Source organism: Lentzea sp. CC55 (assembly GCF_021056325.1).
Classification (GTDB): Bacteria; Actinomycetota; Actinomycetes; order Mycobacteriales; family Pseudonocardiaceae; genus Lentzea; species Lentzea jiangxiensis.
On record NZ_JAJCXE010000053.1, the window covers coordinates 104,643 to 118,887 of the forward strand.

At 71.5% G+C, this 14,245-nt stretch carries 14 protein-coding genes and 1 pseudogene; 5 read left to right on the forward strand and 10 right to left on the reverse strand.

All coding sequences use genetic code 11. The annotated features are described in order from the left end of the window. Positions 1-237: 237 nt before the first annotated feature. Together L6E10_RS32335 and zapE are read right to left on the reverse strand one after the other, a co-directional pair. A complete protein-coding gene (locus tag L6E10_RS32335; protein ID WP_236223997.1) occupies positions 238-1,011 on the reverse strand; it encodes an ion transporter in 774 nt (257 codons plus the stop codon). A gap of 64 nt (positions 1,012-1,075) precedes the next feature. After that, positions 1,076-2,020, reverse strand: a complete 945-nt coding sequence (gene zapE, locus L6E10_RS32340) for a cell division protein ZapE (RefSeq protein WP_236223941.1) — start codon at positions 2,018-2,020, stop codon at positions 1,076-1,078. Between the two features lie 26 nt (positions 2,021-2,046). Here zapE and L6E10_RS32345 point away from each other — a divergent pair, with 26 nt between their 5' ends. The 3 genes from L6E10_RS32345 (at position 2,047) to L6E10_RS32355 (ending at position 4,628) form a co-directional block, all read left to right on the forward strand. Then, positions 2,047-2,988 (forward strand): pirin family protein, encoded by a 942-nt coding sequence (locus L6E10_RS32345; protein WP_236223942.1) that lies wholly within the window; start codon positions 2,047-2,049, stop codon positions 2,986-2,988. Between the two features lie 350 nt (positions 2,989-3,338). Then, positions 3,339-3,740, forward strand: coding sequence for an SsgA family sporulation/cell division regulator (locus L6E10_RS32350; RefSeq protein WP_236223943.1), 402 nt, complete (start codon positions 3,339-3,341; stop codon positions 3,738-3,740). A 72-nt stretch (positions 3,741-3,812) separates the two neighbouring features. Next, positions 3,813-4,628: a helix-turn-helix transcriptional regulator gene (locus L6E10_RS32355; protein WP_236223944.1), complete on the forward strand. Its 816-nt coding sequence runs from the start codon at positions 3,813-3,815 to the stop codon at positions 4,626-4,628. 65 nt (positions 4,629-4,693) lie between these two features. On the opposite strand, the pseudogene L6E10_RS41290 reads toward L6E10_RS32355, so the two are convergent. Both L6E10_RS41290 and L6E10_RS32365 read right to left on the reverse strand, forming a co-directional pair. Next, positions 4,694-5,155 (reverse strand): annotated as a pseudogene (locus L6E10_RS41290) (hypothetical protein); the annotation flags it as partial. Positions 5,156-5,195: 40 nt separating this feature from the next. After that, positions 5,196-7,124, reverse strand: coding sequence for a serine/threonine-protein kinase (locus tag L6E10_RS32365; protein ID WP_236223946.1), 1,929 nt, complete (start codon positions 7,122-7,124; stop codon positions 5,196-5,198). A gap of 178 nt (positions 7,125-7,302) precedes the next feature. Between L6E10_RS32365 and L6E10_RS32370 the strand changes: the two genes are divergently transcribed. After that, positions 7,303-8,130 carry a hypothetical protein gene (locus L6E10_RS32370; protein ID WP_236223947.1) on the forward strand — a complete coding sequence of 276 codons (828 nt, stop codon included), beginning with the start codon at positions 7,303-7,305 and terminating at the stop codon, positions 8,128-8,130. Here L6E10_RS32370 and L6E10_RS32375 read toward each other — a convergent pair. Next, positions 8,127-8,564, reverse strand: a complete 438-nt coding sequence (locus tag L6E10_RS32375) for a DUF6069 family protein (protein WP_236223948.1) — start codon at positions 8,562-8,564, stop codon at positions 8,127-8,129. The genes L6E10_RS32370 and L6E10_RS32375 overlap by 4 nt on opposite strands. Positions 8,565-8,672: 108 nt before the next feature. On the opposite strand from L6E10_RS32375, the gene L6E10_RS32380 reads away from it, so the two are divergent. After that, entirely contained in the window at positions 8,673-9,242 is a 570-nt protein-coding gene (locus L6E10_RS32380; protein WP_236223949.1) for a TetR/AcrR family transcriptional regulator, read from the forward strand. A 4-nt stretch (positions 9,243-9,246) separates the two neighbouring features. Here the strand turns inward: L6E10_RS32380 and L6E10_RS32385 are convergent, their stop codons facing one another. From L6E10_RS32385 to L6E10_RS32405, 5 genes are all read right to left on the reverse strand, one after another. After that, positions 9,247-9,546, reverse strand: coding sequence for a LuxR C-terminal-related transcriptional regulator (locus L6E10_RS32385; protein ID WP_143022578.1), 300 nt, complete (start codon positions 9,544-9,546; stop codon positions 9,247-9,249). Positions 9,547-9,713: 167 nt separating this feature from the next. Beyond that, the gene (locus tag L6E10_RS32390; protein ID WP_236223950.1) at positions 9,714-10,937 is read right to left on the reverse strand and encodes an ROK family transcriptional regulator; all 1,224 of its coding nucleotides are present in this window, start codon (positions 10,935-10,937) and stop codon (positions 9,714-9,716) included. Between the two features lie 54 nt (positions 10,938-10,991). After that, positions 10,992-11,999, reverse strand: a complete 1,008-nt coding sequence (locus L6E10_RS32395) for a sugar phosphate isomerase/epimerase (protein ID WP_236223951.1) — start codon at positions 11,997-11,999, stop codon at positions 10,992-10,994. Between the two features lie 14 nt (positions 12,000-12,013). Beyond that, complete coding sequence (locus L6E10_RS32400; protein ID WP_236223998.1) at positions 12,014-13,150, reverse strand: Gfo/Idh/MocA family protein; 1,137 nt, start codon at positions 13,148-13,150, stop codon at positions 12,014-12,016. 47 nt (positions 13,151-13,197) lie between these two features. Next, the gene (locus L6E10_RS32405) at positions 13,198-14,223 is read right to left on the reverse strand and encodes a substrate-binding domain-containing protein (protein WP_236223952.1); all 1,026 of its coding nucleotides are present in this window, start codon (positions 14,221-14,223) and stop codon (positions 13,198-13,200) included. Positions 14,224-14,245 lie beyond the last annotated feature (22 nt).

Here is a 14,245-nt window from a genome sequence, read left to right on the forward strand (position 1 = left end):
CGTTGTAACGCTCACTGCCGAACAGCAACTGACCTTTGCAGCTTCCGGCCCAACGGGCGATCCGCCGTTCAGGCTTGGTTCGGACACGAACGGGTAGGCCGGAATGCTTCTGCGTACAGGGCTCTTAACCTGGCCGACGGGTCTCGGAGACCCACTTTCGTGGGGTTCCCGCGCTCCACCGGATGACAGGACGGGCGGGGAACCGGCGCCGGTTCGAGAAGAACGGGCTCCCGGCTCCTAGGCGTTCTGCCGGATCGCCCGCACCTCCTCCCTGAGCGCGCGGACCTCCCGCAGCAGCAGGTCGTCGTGCGACGCCGACCGCGGCGCCGGCACCGTGATCTCCTCCTGCATCGCACTGCACACCACCGCGATGAACAGGTTGAGCACCGTGAACGAGCCGACCACCAGGTAGACCAGGAAGAAGATCCACGCGAACGGCTTCTGGTTCATGAGGTCGCGCAGGACGTCGGACCAGCCGCCGCCGGTGGTGATCTGGAACAGGGTGAGCAGCGTCGGGCCGAGGCCGGAGAAGCGCGGGTCGCCGGTGTCGCCGAACAGGTTGCTCGCGATGACGCCGCCGACGTGGACCAGCAGCACCAGCAGGCCCGACAGCGACAGCAGGCCGGGGACGGACCGGACGAGCGCCGCCACCACGCGGCGCATGCTCGGCACCATCGCCACCAGCCGCAGCGCGCGCAGGATCCTCAGGCTGCGCAGCACCGACAGCGGCCCCGCGGTCGGGATCAGCGCGATGGCGACGACCACGAAGTCGAAGACGTTCCACGGGTCCTTGAAGAACCTCCAGCCGGACGCGTACAGCCTCGCCGCGAGCTCGAACGCGAAGATCGCGAGCGCCAGGTGGTCGATCGTCGTCAGCAGCGGCCCGGACTCCACCTGCAGCACGGTCGACGTCTCGGCTCCCAGCGTGATCGCGTTGACCACGATCACGCCGATGACGAACATCTGGAACCGGTTGCTCTCCACGAGCTCACCGACGCGGGCGCGCACCATCTTCACTTGCTGCTCCTATGACAGGGGTTTTGCTCCCTGTCGGCGGTGGGAGCGGCCCCACTGTTCACCCGGTCGAGTTGATCAGCTCCAACCGGCTGGCGGTGCGGGCGAGGTCGAGGGCGTCGCCGCCGATGATCTCGGCGAGGGCGTGGTCACTCACCAGTGTCAGCCGCACATCGGCGTCCACGAGGACGTCCACGACGTTCGCGAACCGTTGCTGCGCCTCGCGGCCGCACGTGCTCATGCGCGGTACGCCGACGAGCACCCAGTCGTCGAAACGCGCGGCGAGCGCGAGGTAGTCGTGCGTGGACGTCGGCTTCTCGCACAGGTCGCCGAAGCCGAACCAGACCCGCGACCCCTCGACGCCGAGGGCGGTGATCGCCCGGCCGTGGACCCCGAGCGCGACGGGTGCGGCGGGGACCGCGGCGTGCCCGCGGATCTCCCCCGTCTCGAACCGCGACCGCGGTGTCCCGTGCAGGTGCCGGTAGTCGGTGGGGCCGTCGAGCTCGACGACGTCCGCCAGTTCCTTCAGCAGCGCGATGCCGGGCAGGAAGTGGTCGTGGTAGAGCGCGTTGGGCAGCAGGCCGTCCGGCGGGTGGTTGGAGGTGGCGATGACCATCACCCGCCGCCGTCGCAGTACCTCCAGCAGGCGGGTCATCAGCATCGCGTCATCGACGTCGTGCAGGTGGAACTCGTCGAACGCCAGCACCTCGGCCTTGCCGACGAGCTCCTCCACCGCCTTCTCGACGGCGCCGCGCCGGTGCAGCCGTTCGGAGATCCGCGCGTGCAGCTCCCGGAAGAACGCGTGGAAGTGCACCCGCTTCTTGGGTCCCGGCACCACGTCGAACAACGCGTCCGCGAGGAAGCTCTTGCCCCGCCCCACCGGGCCGTGCAGGTAGACGCCCCGGCGGCGCCGCCCCAGCTCCTCCAGCCGCGCGACCACCGCCAGCTGCGCCTCGTCGAGCACGTACCCGCTGCCCGACACGTGTGCCCGAAGATCCACAGCCACCCCCGCGCCAGCTTACGATCGGACCCGTGAGCAATGTCGAGGCCGAGCCCGCAGAAGTGACGTGCACCTCCACCCCCGGTGGCGTGGAGGTCCTGGGCCCCCGCGACGTTCCGCTGGGCGGCCCGCGCGCGATGAGGGTGCGCCGGACGCTGCCGCAGAAGCAGCGCTCGCTGATCGGCGCCTGGTGCTTCTGCGACCACTACGGCCCCGACGAGGTCAGCATGGACGTCGCCCCGCACCCCCACACCGGCCTGCAGACCGTGAGCTGGCTCTTCGCCGGGGAAATCGAGCACCGCGACAGCCTCGGCGTCCACGCGCACGTGCGCCCCGGCGAGCTGAACCTGATGACCGGCGGCCACGGCATCGCCCACTCCGAGGTGTCCACGCCGTCCTCCACCGTGCTGCACGGCGTCCAGCTCTGGCTGGCCCTGCCCGACGCCCACCGCGACGCCCCGCGCGACTTCCAGCACCACGTCCCGCCGGCCGTGGAGGTGGACGGCGCCGCCGTCCGGGTGTTCCTCGGCTCGCTCGCGGGCTCGACGTCCCCCGTCCGCACGTTCACGCCGCTGCTCGGCGCCGAGGTCGTCCTGCCCGCCGGGAGCACGCTGACCCTGGACGTCGACCCGGCGTTCGAACACGGCGCCCTGCTCGACACGGGTGACGTGGCGGTCGGCGGGACCGCTCTGCGGCCGGGAGACCTCGGGTACGTCGGCACGGGCCGCTCCACGCTCACCCTGTCGTCGGCCGCGGGCGCGCGGATCGTGCTGCTGGGCGGCGAGCCGTTCGGCGAGGAGATCGTCATGTGGTGGAACTTCGTCGGCCGCACGCACGACGAGATCGTGGTGTTCCGCGACGAGTGGCAGGCGGGAGGAGACCGGTTCGGCCGGGTCGAGGGCTACCCCGGTGACCGGCTGCCGGCGCCGCCGCTGCCGGGCGGGCGGTTGCGGCCGCGCGGTAACCCGGCCTGACGGAGGGGTGCAACCGCCCGCCGACGGCCTGTCGGCGCCACCTGAGCACCCCTCACTTTCCGTGCCGAATCACCTACGGAAAGCGTCGAATTGCTTGAGTCGAATTTGAGGTGGCGTCATCCCGTGGTCTCGACATTCGGGCAACCGAGGCCGTGACGCCATCCACAGATGACCGAACCCCACCAGCGCAAAGTGATGAAAATGCCAGGTCAGACCGGGTGAGCCGACCCGTCTCACCCGGCGGCCGGCCCCGGTTGTCAAAAGTCATACTTCGGGACCATTGAAAATCACGTTCCGATCGCTTTTCCTGATCGAGGCATCCACGGAGGGTGCCGCGCGTCCAAGGGGGCATGACGAACGTGACACGAGTGGGTGCCGAGTCGGTCTTCGCCTTCATCGCCCCCTCCGGGCGCCCCATGCCCGTCGAGGTCGAGCTCGGCTACCGCGCCGACGACCCGCACGCCGTGACCATGACGTTCCGCATGGGCCGTCAGGAGACCGTGTGGCTCGTGAGCCGCGACCTGCTCGCCGACGGATTGATCACCACCAGCGGCGCGGGTGACGTGCGGCTGCGTCCGCACAACTCGACGACCGCGGTGCTCGAGCTGCAGTCCGACGTGTCGCACGCGGTGTTCCACGTGCGGTCGTCCGAGCTGCAGGAGTTCCTCAACTCCACCTACGACGTGGTCGCCCCCGGTTGCGAGAACGACTTCGTGGACTTCGACGCGGAGCTGCGCAAGCTGCTCGACTAGGGCGTCACGGAGCCCGTTTTCACCCGAACGAGCGCGTACCTTGGACTGTTTCCAACCCATACGTTCGAGGTCGTGACCGTGACGACTTCCACCGCGTACAGCAGGGATCTGGGCGACGAACTGCGCCGGCTCCGGCAGAGGTTCACCGGGCTGAGGGGCCGCGGGCTCGCCGTGCAGCTCGGCTGGGATCCCAGCAAGGTGTCCAACATCGAGCACGGCAAGGTCCGGGCGAGCGAGATCGACCTCGTGCAGTACCTCACGGCCTGCGGCAAGGACATCGACTTCATCGAGGACTTCTTCCGCCGCTACCGCAACGCCTTCGACCCCTACCTCGCCCAGGTGCCGGACAACCCGCGCACGCTCGTGATGACCGAGGCGATGGCCACCAAGATCACGGCGTACGACGTGCTGACCGTGAACAGCCTCCTGCAGACACCCGCTTACGCGCAGGCCCTGCAGGCGGCGACGGGGGCCACGCCCGACGACGTCGACCGGCAGGCGGTGCTGCGCCGGCCGACGCGGCCCGACTGCGTCTTCTACCTCCACGAGCTCGCGTTGCGGCTGCGGCTCGGGGACGCCCACGTGATGGCGGAGCAGTGCGCGTGGCTGATGGCGAACTCGAACCTCGTGCGCATCGTGCCCGCGGAGGCCGCGACGGCCGCGTTCCAGTCGACGTGCACGCTGTTCGAGTTCGAGAAGGCGACGCCGCTGGTCTACGCGGAGTCCGACCTGGCGAAGGTGTTCGCGCAGGACGAGGCGGCCGTGGAGCGGACCAGGAACCTCTTCGACCTCCTCGACGCCGTCGCGCTGGACGAGAACCAGTCGCGGCGCAGGCTCGCCGAGTACCGCGGGCCCACGCCGTTGCGCGCCCTGGCCGGGACTCGGTAGCCGCCCGCGGCCACCGAGTCCCCCGCCCGCAACGCCCGCACCAACGCGCGGTGCTTCGTGCAGCGGTCGAGCCCGTCCCGGTGGTCCGCGAGCACCCGTTCCACCGTCCGCGTGCGGCGTTCCGCGCGGGTGAACACCCTGGTCCGGTCGAGGAGCCGGACCAGGACGGCGTTGCCCGCGCACTCCGCCACGGCGTCGTTGAAGCGCTGCACGGTGTCCAGCAGCGCGTCGAGGTGCTTCTCGACGGGCCGGCCTCGGCGTCGCGCTGCTTGATGACGACCAGCAGGTCGTCGGCCTCGTCGAGGACGGCGTCGAGCGCGTCGAGCTGAGCGGCCGTGGCGTGCCGGGCCGCGAAGCGGGCGATCAGGCCGCGCAGGGCGATCTCCACCTCGGCCAGGTCCTCGACGGCGGACGTGCCCATGTCGGCGACGACCACCGTGCGCGGTCCCGTGCGCCTGATCAGGCCGTCCTGCTCCAGGCGCCGGATCGCCTCGCGCACGGGCGTCGGGCGCATCAATCAGTCGCAGGTGGCCCTTGCAGGTGTTACCGGAGCTGGTCGGACCGGGTCTAGTACTTCGTCAGGATCGAGGTGTTCCACCACAGGCCGAGCTTGTCGAGGACGTTGATGTCGCCCGGCTTCTTCAGCGCACCGATCGTGAGGGTCTTCGAGTCGACCCACCACACCTGGGCGGTGCCGGCCTCGAGGAAGCACGTCGTGAACTCGCCCGGCAGCGGGCCGGACGTGTCGCGCCAGAAGAGCGCGTAGTGGACGGGGTCGTCCTGCGGCCGGCAGCCGCCGCGGTCGTCCCTGCGCGGGATGCCCCGGCTCGTCACCAGCGCCTGGAAGTACGCGTCCTGGGCGGCGCGGTCGGCGAAGAGGCGGAACTCGGCCACCTCGGGGGTGGCGAGCCTGGGGTCGTCGGCGGTGTTCGGGTTGCCGCAGCGGACCGCGGCGGCCACGCCGTTCTCCGGGGCGGCGGACACGCACGAGTTGGCGGTCTTGTAGACGCCCGGCAGGGCGCTCATCAGGGTGTCGTCCTGGGGTGAGCGGGTCGTGGTGGTGGTTTTCGACGCGGTCGTGGTGGTCGTGGTCGTCGTCGTGGAGCTGGTCGGGGTGGTGCTGGAGGTGCCGGAGCCGAGCTTCTTGTCACGGTTCGCGGCGATCACCAGCGTTGTCACGACCGCCGCCACGACCGCCAGGGCGCCGCCGACGAGGGCGAGCTGCTTGGCCCGGGAGCGGGAACCGGGCTGGGACCGGGCCGGCGGGTACTGGGGCCGGGGGCCGGTCGTGGTGTGCTGGAAGCCGGGCGGGGGCCACGAGGGCTGGTGCTGCGGACCGGTCGTCGCGGGGTGCGGCGGAGCGGTCAGCGGGGGTCGGCCGGCGGGCGGGAACTGGCCGCCGGGCGGGGTGGCGAGTCCCGCGGGCGGGGTGCCGGGGCCGCCGGGCATCGGCTGACCGCCGGGCGGGGTGCCGAGGCCATTGGGCATCGGCTGACCGCCGGGTGGGGTGCCGGGGGCCGACGGGCCACGCGATCCGGCGGGAGCACCGGGCCGGCCGGGAGCGGAAGCGCCGAACGGTGCCGCCGCGCCGAACCCCGGTGGAGTCCCGGGAGCGCCGAACCCCGGCTGCCCACCGGGCGGAGTCACCGGCGCGCCCGGCAGCCCGAACCCCGCGGCCGGAGCCGTCAGGGCGAGCGCCGCCGCACGGGCGAACTCCCCGGCCGTGGCGTACCGGTCAGCCGGGTCCTTCGCCATGCCCTTCGCGATGACGTCGTCCAGGGCCGCCGGGACCGCCGGGTTCAACGGCGAGGCCTTGGGCGGCTCCTCCTTCATGTGCGCCCAGATCTGCGCCGCCGTGCCCTCCGCGGTGAACGGGCGCCGCCCCGCCACGCAGGCGAACAGCACGCACGCCAACGCGTAGACGTCGGCGCGGCCGTCCACCGGCACGCTCTCGAAGCGTTCCGGGGCCATGTAGTCGAGGGTGCCGACGACGGAACCGGACGCCGTCAGGCTCGTCGCGGCCGGCGAGGCGCTGCGGGCGATGCCGAAGTCCACCAGGTACACGAAGTCGCCGGAGGTCACGAGGATGTTGGACGGCTTCACGTCGCGGTGCACGAGGCCGTCGGCGTGCGCGGCGTCGAGGGCGCTCGCGACCTGCTCGACGATGCGCACGGCGCGGGACGGGTCGATGGGGCCGTCGCTGATCAGGTCCGAGAGGTCGGCGCCCTCGACCAGCCGCATGTCGAGGTAGAGGCGGTCGTCGATCTCGCCGTAGGCGTGGATCGGGATGACGTGCGGCTCGCGCAGCCGTGCGACGATCTGCGCTTCCCGGCGGAAGCGGGCGCGGAATTCCTGGTCGTCGTGGTAGCCGGGCGACAGCCTCTTGAGCGCCACGATCCTGTCGTGCGCCGTGTCGTAGGCCCGGTGCACCTCGCCCATCCCGCCGCGACCGAGCAGCTCCTCGATCCGGTACGGCCCGAACGTCTCTTCCGTCATCGTCCTCGTAGTCCCGAGCGCCATGTCCGTCCGTGTCGACGCGCGCCGACCGGCTCGGGTTCCCCAACCTGCGGGGAGCAGCCTACAAAGTCGTGATCCGCCGAGGTGGCGGAGTGCGAGAACCGGTCTCATCCGTTCGGACGTCGTGCCTCGCGGCCGGGTGGATGAGGATGCGACGGTGGCGATCGGGAGACGGCGGGTCCGCGGCGGGATCTCGGCTCGGGTTCGGCGGGGGTGGGAGCTCGTCACCACGGCCTTGGCGCTGCTCGCCGGCGTCTACCTGGTCCTGACGACCATCGAGCCGACGCGGATCGTGCTGGAGCGCTACGTCGGCAAGCTCGACCTGCAGGGGCTGGTCGCGCTGGTCGCGGTGATGCTGGAGATCGCCACCATCGCGATCTACCAGCACGGCAGGGACGTCCGCGCGTTGCGGGCGCTGATCACCGAACGGCAGCGGCGCGACGTCACGCACTCCCTCGCCGACGTGCTGGCGGTCATGGGCGGGACCGGGACCGGGCGGCGGGCGCGGCAGGTGGAGGTGCTGGGGCTGACGCTGAACACGACGTGGCCCGCGCTGGCCGCGTGGCTCACCTCGAACGACCCTCCGCACGGCTGGAAGGTGACGCTGCACTGCCTGGACCCGGACTTCCTCGCGCGGTGCGGCGAACTGCCCGAGGACTGGGCCGCCGAGGCGCGGCGCAGCCAGCACCGCATCCGGTCGTTCCTCGCCGACGAGGCCGACGACCTCGCGCGCCGCAAGATCACCGTGGAGCTGAAGCCCTACGCGTGCGTGCCCGTCGTGCACGGCTTCCGCTTCGGTGACGGCACGGTCTTCCTGTCGTACCTGCAATGGACCGAGAACGGGCGCATCCGGCCGTTCGAGTTCTACGACCGCATCGGCACCGACGACCCCTCTCCTCGCGCGGCGCGCTACCGGGACCTGTTCGACAGCTGGCTGCACCGGGTGGGCACCAAGCCGCCGGGCCGGGAGGACGTCGCCGGCTAGCTCCTGTTGCCGAGCGGCAGAACGCGCGACAGCGTGGGCACCGCGACCGCCGCGACGACGACGTGCATGGCGATGAGCGCGAGCGAGTTCACGATGCTCGCGCCTCCCGCGAGGATGCTGAGGTCCGGAATCCAGGAGGCCACGACGACCGCGGGCACGAGCGTCCGCAGCACCCGGCGCGGGCGGACGGCGAACCGCCGGACGAGGTACCAGCCGAGCGTGCCGAGCAGGATCCCGATCACCGTGGCCGGCGCGTACTCCGCCAGCGCGAGCCCCACGCGTTCGGTGCCCTCGGGGATGAACCTGCCCGCGAGGAAGGCGATCAGTGCGTTGACGGCCACGGCAACGACCGCGGCGCCGAGGAGGCCGACGGCGATCTCTCCGGCGGAGGGCGCGAGAACCGAGGAGCGTGCGGGGAGGCTGGTGTCGGCCATGGCCCTGTCCTTCGTTAGGCTGAATTGCAAGCAGTCACTTGCAATCAAGGTAGCCAACCCGGCCACGCTTGTGCAAGTGCCCACTTGCATTCGAGCGAGGAGGAGCGTGTGGCCGGCCGGGTGCCCGACGAGAAGGTGTTCGACGCCGTGCTGGCGGTGATCGCCGAGCAGGGCTACGAGCGGGCGACCACGCGCGCCATCGCCGACGCCGCCGGGATCAACGAGGCCACGCTCTTCCGGCGCTTCACCTCGAAGGAGAACCTGCTGCGCCAGGCCGTGCGCGGCAACTTCAAGGGGTTCGCGCTCGACCTCGGCTCACCGGGCGACGACGTGGAGGCCGATCTCGTCACGATCGTGAGCTACTACGCGAGGCTCTACGAGACGCGGGGCGGCGTGGTGCTCACGCTGATGCGGGAGGCGAAGTTCAGCCCCGAGGTGGCGGCGGTGCTCGCCGAGCCGGAGAAGCTGCTCGAACGGGTCGACGAGGTGATCCTGCACCACCAGCGGCGAGGCGCCCTGGTCGTGGAACCGCCGCGGCACACGTTCTTCGCGCTGGTCGGCCCGCTGATGATGCGGTCGCTGGCCCGGCGGGTCGACCGGCGGGCGACCCAGGCGCCCGCCGACCCCGTGGCCGTGGTGCGGCGGTTCCTCGACGGCCACCGGCCGGCGGGCGCCTGAGCCCCTACTCCCCCACTGCCCGCGGCGGCACCGCGGACAGCCAGTCCAGCTCGGCCGCGAGCACGCCGAGCTGGAACCGCGACTGCACGCCGAGCAACGACTGCAGTCGCGAGATCCGCCTGTTCAAGGTGCGCAGGCTGACGTCGAGCTCACGGGCGATCGCCCGGTCCGTCGCGCCGGTGCGCATGAGACCCAGCAGGTGCTGGGTCGCCGTCGTGGGCTCCTTGCCCACGGCTGCCACGAGCGCGCGCGTTCGCCCAGCGGGGTGTGCGGCCACCCCCGGTGTAGCGCGGGTCACAGTCATGAGGTGACGGTAGGCAGACTATTGGCGGCTGTCAATCAAAAGTCACCGCCTTGTTGTCATATCGCAGCGATCTTAAGGATGAGCGCCGTCATTACTCAGGTGCGCGAACGCCAGGAAGGCCTCCGTGCGGTTGCACGAAGGCCTTCCTGAACGAGCAACAACGTGGCTTAGGTGGCGTGGGACGACAGTTGCACCTCACGCGTCGAGACACCCGCCGCGACCTCACCGAGCCGCGCGTCCAGCACCTCCGGTGACAGCACGTGCCGCACCACCATCGCGGCCGCCCCCAGCGCCCCGGCCGTCACCCCGGCGCCCGAGGCGACGATCCGCAGGTTCTCGGTGGCCAGCGGCAGCGAGCGGCGGTAGATCGACTCGCGCACGCCCGCCAGCAGCATCTCGCCCGCCTCCGCGAGCAGACCGCCGATGACCACGAGCGACGGGTTGAACATGCTCACGCACCCGGCGAGCACCTCGCCGATGTCACGGCCCGCCTGCCGCACGACGCGGCCCGCCTCGAGGTTGCCGCCGCGGACCAGGTTCACCACGTCGGCCGTCGAGTGCGCGGGATGTCCCAGGCCGCGGAGCTTCGCGGCCAGCGCGGGACCGGCGGCGACCGCCTCCAGGCACCCGGTGTTGCCGCACCGGCAGAGCACCTCGCCGTCGTCGGGAACCCTGATGTGCCCGAGGTCGCCCGCCGCACCCGCCGCACCGCGGTGCAGCACGCCGTTGCTGATCAGGCCGGCGCCGATGCCGGTCGCCGCCTTCACCACGATCATGTGGCGCACGTCCGGGTGCGAGGCGGTGTGCTCGCCCAGCGCCATCAGGTTGACCTCGTTGTCGACGAGCACCGGCACGCCGAACTCCGCCGTGATGGCGGCCGGCACGTCGAAGCCGTCCCAGCCGGGCATGATGGGCGGGTTGTTCGGGCGGCCGGTGGAGTGCTCGACGGGGCCGGGCAGGCCGATGCCCACGCCCGCCACCTCGGCGGCGGGCACGGTCTTCAGCAACGAGCGCCAGGTGGCGACGAGCAGCGGCAGGATCGCCTCCGGCCCGTCCGCGACGTCGAGGTCCACCTGGTCGACCGAGAGCAGGCGGCACGAGAGGTCGGAGACCGCGACCGTGGCGTGGGTGGCGCCGACCTCGGCCGCCAGCACCAGGTGGGCGCCGGGGTTGAAGCCGAACCGGCCGGCGGGACGGCCGCCGGTCGACTCCCCCGTACCGCTGGCGGTCACCAGGCCCGCGGCCACGAGCAGGTCCAGCCTCGCCCGCACCGTGGACCGGGCGAGGCCGGTCGCGGCCACGATCTCCGCACGGGTGCTCGGGCCGCCGTCCATCAGCATGCGCAGCACAGCGGCCGGCGATCCCGCCTCGACACCCAAGGTGCTCTCCATCGATCAATTGTCCCATCGGCTCCGCGAGGCGGGGCTCGTCGTCCCGCGCCCCGGTCAGCCGCCGGAGCTGAACGCGGCGTCGAACGACGCCGACGGCGGGTCGAAGGCGTTGCGGCGGATGAACTCGAGCGCCTCGGGGGCGCCGACCAGCCGGTCCATGCCCGCGTCCTCCCACTCGACGCTGATCGGCCCCGAGTAGCCGATGGTGTTGAGCATCCGGAACGACTGCTCCCACGGCACGTCGCCGCGTCCGGTGGAGACGAAGTCCCAGCCGCGCCGCGGGTCCGCCCACGGCAGGTGCGAGCCCATCCGGCCGTTGCGGCCGTTGCCGACCTGACGCCGGGCGTCCTTGCAGTCGACGTGGTAGATCCGGTCGCGGAAGTCCCACAGGAACCCGACCGGGTCGAGGTCCTGCCAGACGAAGTGCGACGGGTCCCAGTTCAGCCCGAACGCCGGTCGGTGCCCGATGGCCTCCAACGCGCGCACGGTGGTCCAGTAGTCGTAGGCGATCTCCGACGGGTGCACCTCGTGCGCGAACCGGACGCCGACCTCGTCGAACACGTCCAGGATCGGGTTCCAGCGGTCGGCGAAGTCCCGGTAGCCGGCGTCGATCATCGACGTGGGCGCCGGCGGGAACATCGCGACGGTCTTCCAGATCGACGAGCCGGTGAAGCCCACGACGGTGTCGACGCCGAGCCTCGCCGCGGCCCGCGCGGTCATCTTCATCTCCTCGGCCGCGCGCTGCCGCACGCCCTCGGGGTCGCCGTCGCCCCAGTTGCGGGCGGACAGGATGCCCTGGTGCCGCTCGTCGATCGGGTCGTCGCACACGGCCTGGCCGGTGAGGTGGTTGGAGATCGCCCACACCCGCAGGTCGTGCTTGGCGAGGATCGCGAGCCGGTCGGCGACGTAGTCGTCGTCCTCCGCCGCGCGCCACGGGTCGAGGTGGTCGCCCCAGCAGGCGATCTCCAGACCGTCGTAGCCCCAGCCCGAGGCGAGCCGGCAGACCTCCTCGAACGGCAGGTCGGCCCACTGGCCGGTGAACAGCGTGATCGGACGTGCCATCTGGGGTCTCCTCCTCAAAGCTGCTGCCAGGTGCGGGACTCCGCGCTCGCCTCGACGGCGGCGAGGACGCGCTGCACCTGGAGCCCGTCGGCGAACGTCGGTGCGGGGTCGGTGCCCTCGGCGATGGCCCGCACGAGGTCGACGGCCTGGTGGGTGAACGCGTGCTCGTACCCGAGCCCGTGCCCGGCGGGCCACCAGGCACCGACGTACGGGTGCTCCGGTTCGGTGACCACGATCCGGCGGAACCCGGCGACGGACGAGTCCTCCGCGCCGTCGAAGAACTGCAGCACGTTCATGTCCTCGAAGTCGAACGCCAGGCTGCCCGCCGAGCCGTTGACCTCGATGCGCAGCGCGTTCTTGCGGCCGTTGGCGAACCGCGTGGCCTCGAACGAGCCGAGCGCTCCGCCGGTGAACCGCGCCAGGAACAACGCGGCGTCGTCCACGGTGACCGGCCCGGTCTCGTCGGAAGCCGTGCCGGACAGCCCGGAGTGGCTGGCCGCCAGCGGGCGCTCCGGCACGAACGTCACGAGCGTCCCCATCACCTCGCCGATGGTGTCACCGAGGATGAACTGGGTCGCGTCCACGATGTGCGCGCCGATGTCGCCGAGCGCGCCGGAACCGGCCTTGTCCTTGTCCAGCCGCCACGACAGCGGCGCGGCCGGGTCGACGATCCAGTCCTGCAGGTACTGGGCGCGCACGTGGTGGATCCGCCCGAGCCTGCCCTGCGCGACCAGGTCGCGGGCCAGGCCCAGGGCGGGAACCCGCCGGTAGCTGAAGCCGACCATCGCGCGCACACCGCGCTGTGCGGCGCGTGCGGCGGCTTCGGCCATCGCGACCGCTTCGTCGACGCTGTTGGCCATCGGCTTCTCGCACAGCACGTGCTTGCCCGCGTCCAGCGCGGCGATCGCGATCTCGGCGTGCGTGTCGCCCGGTGTGCAGATGTCCACCACGTGCACGTCGTCGCGGTCGAGCACGGCCTTCCAGTCGGTCACGGCCTCCGCCCAGCCGAGGCGCTCGGCGGCCGCCGCGGTGCGGTCCGCGTCGCGGCCGGCCAGCACGGACATGACCGGCCGCAGCGGCAGGTCGAAGAAGCGCGGCGCGACCCGCCACGCCTGGGAGTGCGCGGCTCCCATGAAGGCGTGGCCGATCATCGCGATGCCAAGGTCCTGCGTCGTCACAATGCGGTCCTCTCAGGTTCTCAGGACTCGAAGGCGGTCGGCAGGTAGCGGTCGACGTTGTCCTTCGTCACGACAGGCGCGTAGAGCTGCACCTGGCGCGGGATCTCCACCTCGACCAGGTCGCCGAGGCTCTTGTTCTGCACGGCGAGCCGGGCGAGGCGGATGCCGTCCGCGCCCTGGGTGGACGGGTAGATGACGGTCGCCTTGTGCGGGCCGTTGTCCGCCTTGATCTCGCGCATCACGTTCGCCGAGCCCGCGCCGCCGACCATGAAGAACTCGCTGCGGCCGGAGTTCTTGATCGCGGCGGTGACGCCGACGCCCTGGTCGTCGTCGTGGTTCCAGAGCGCGTCGATCTTGGGCGCGGCCTGCAGCAGGTTCGCGGCGGCCCGCTCACCGCTCTCGACGGTGAACTCGGCGGCGACGCGGTTGCCGACCTTCAGCCCGCAGCCCGAGAGCGCCTCCGCGAAGCCCTTGCTGCGCTCCTGGGTCAGCGGCAGCGAGTCGATGCCCGCGATCTCGGCGACGACGGCGTTCGGCTTGTCCTTGAGCCGCTCGCAGACGTACGTGCCCGCGGAGACGCCCATGCCGTAGTTGTCGCCCAGCACCGTGGAGCGGGCGGCGAACGGGCTGTCGAACTGCCGGTCGACGTTGATCACGGTGATGCCGGCCTTCATGGCCTTGAGCGCGACCGGGGTGAGCGCGGCACCGTCGAACGGCAGCAGGACGATCGCGTCCACCTTGTCGTTGATGAACGTCTCGACCTGGCTGATCTGGAGGTTGACGTCGTTGGTGCCCTCGACGACGCGCAGCTCCACGTCGGAGTACTTGCCGGCCTCCTTCTTCGCGGCGTCGGTGATCGCGGCCATCCAGCCGTGGTCGGCCGCCGGGGCGGAGAAGCCGATGACGACCTTGTCCCCGGGCTCGTCGTTGGCGACCCTCGCGCCGCCGCCCTGGTCACCGCCCTGGCTCTGCGGCGTGTTGCCGGTGCAGGCGGTGAGCGCGAGCGCGGACGCGGCGACGAGAAGGGTGACTCTCTTGAGTTGCATGGGTTTCTTTGTCTCCTCGGGT

Coding starts and splice junctions, on each gene's coding strand:
- L6E10_RS32395 (WP_236223951.1), bottom strand. CDS start 11,999: ATGGCACGTCCGATCACGCTGTTCACCGGCCAGTGGGCCGACCTGCCG.
- L6E10_RS32405 (WP_236223952.1), bottom strand. CDS start 14,223: ATGCAACTCAAGAGAGTCACCCTTCTCGTCGCCGCGTCCGCGCTCGCG.
- L6E10_RS32375 (WP_236223948.1), bottom strand. CDS start 8,564: ATGGCCGACACCAGCCTCCCCGCACGCTCCTCGGTTCTCGCGCCCTCC.
- L6E10_RS32400 (WP_236223998.1), bottom strand. CDS start 13,150: ATGATCGGCCACGCCTTCATGGGAGCCGCGCACTCCCAGGCGTGGCGG.
- L6E10_RS32335 (WP_236223997.1), bottom strand. CDS start 1,011: ATGGTGCGCGCCCGCGTCGGTGAGCTCGTGGAGAGCAACCGGTTCCAG.
- L6E10_RS32390 (WP_236223950.1), bottom strand. CDS start 10,937: ATGGAGAGCACCTTGGGTGTCGAGGCGGGATCGCCGGCCGCTGTGCTG.
- L6E10_RS32350 (WP_236223943.1), top strand. CDS start 3,339: ATGACGAACGTGACACGAGTGGGTGCCGAGTCGGTCTTCGCCTTCATC.
- L6E10_RS32385 (WP_143022578.1), bottom strand. CDS start 9,546: ATGACTGTGACCCGCGCTACACCGGGGGTGGCCGCACACCCCGCTGGG.
- L6E10_RS32365 (WP_236223946.1), bottom strand. CDS start 7,124: ATGACGGAAGAGACGTTCGGGCCGTACCGGATCGAGGAGCTGCTCGGT.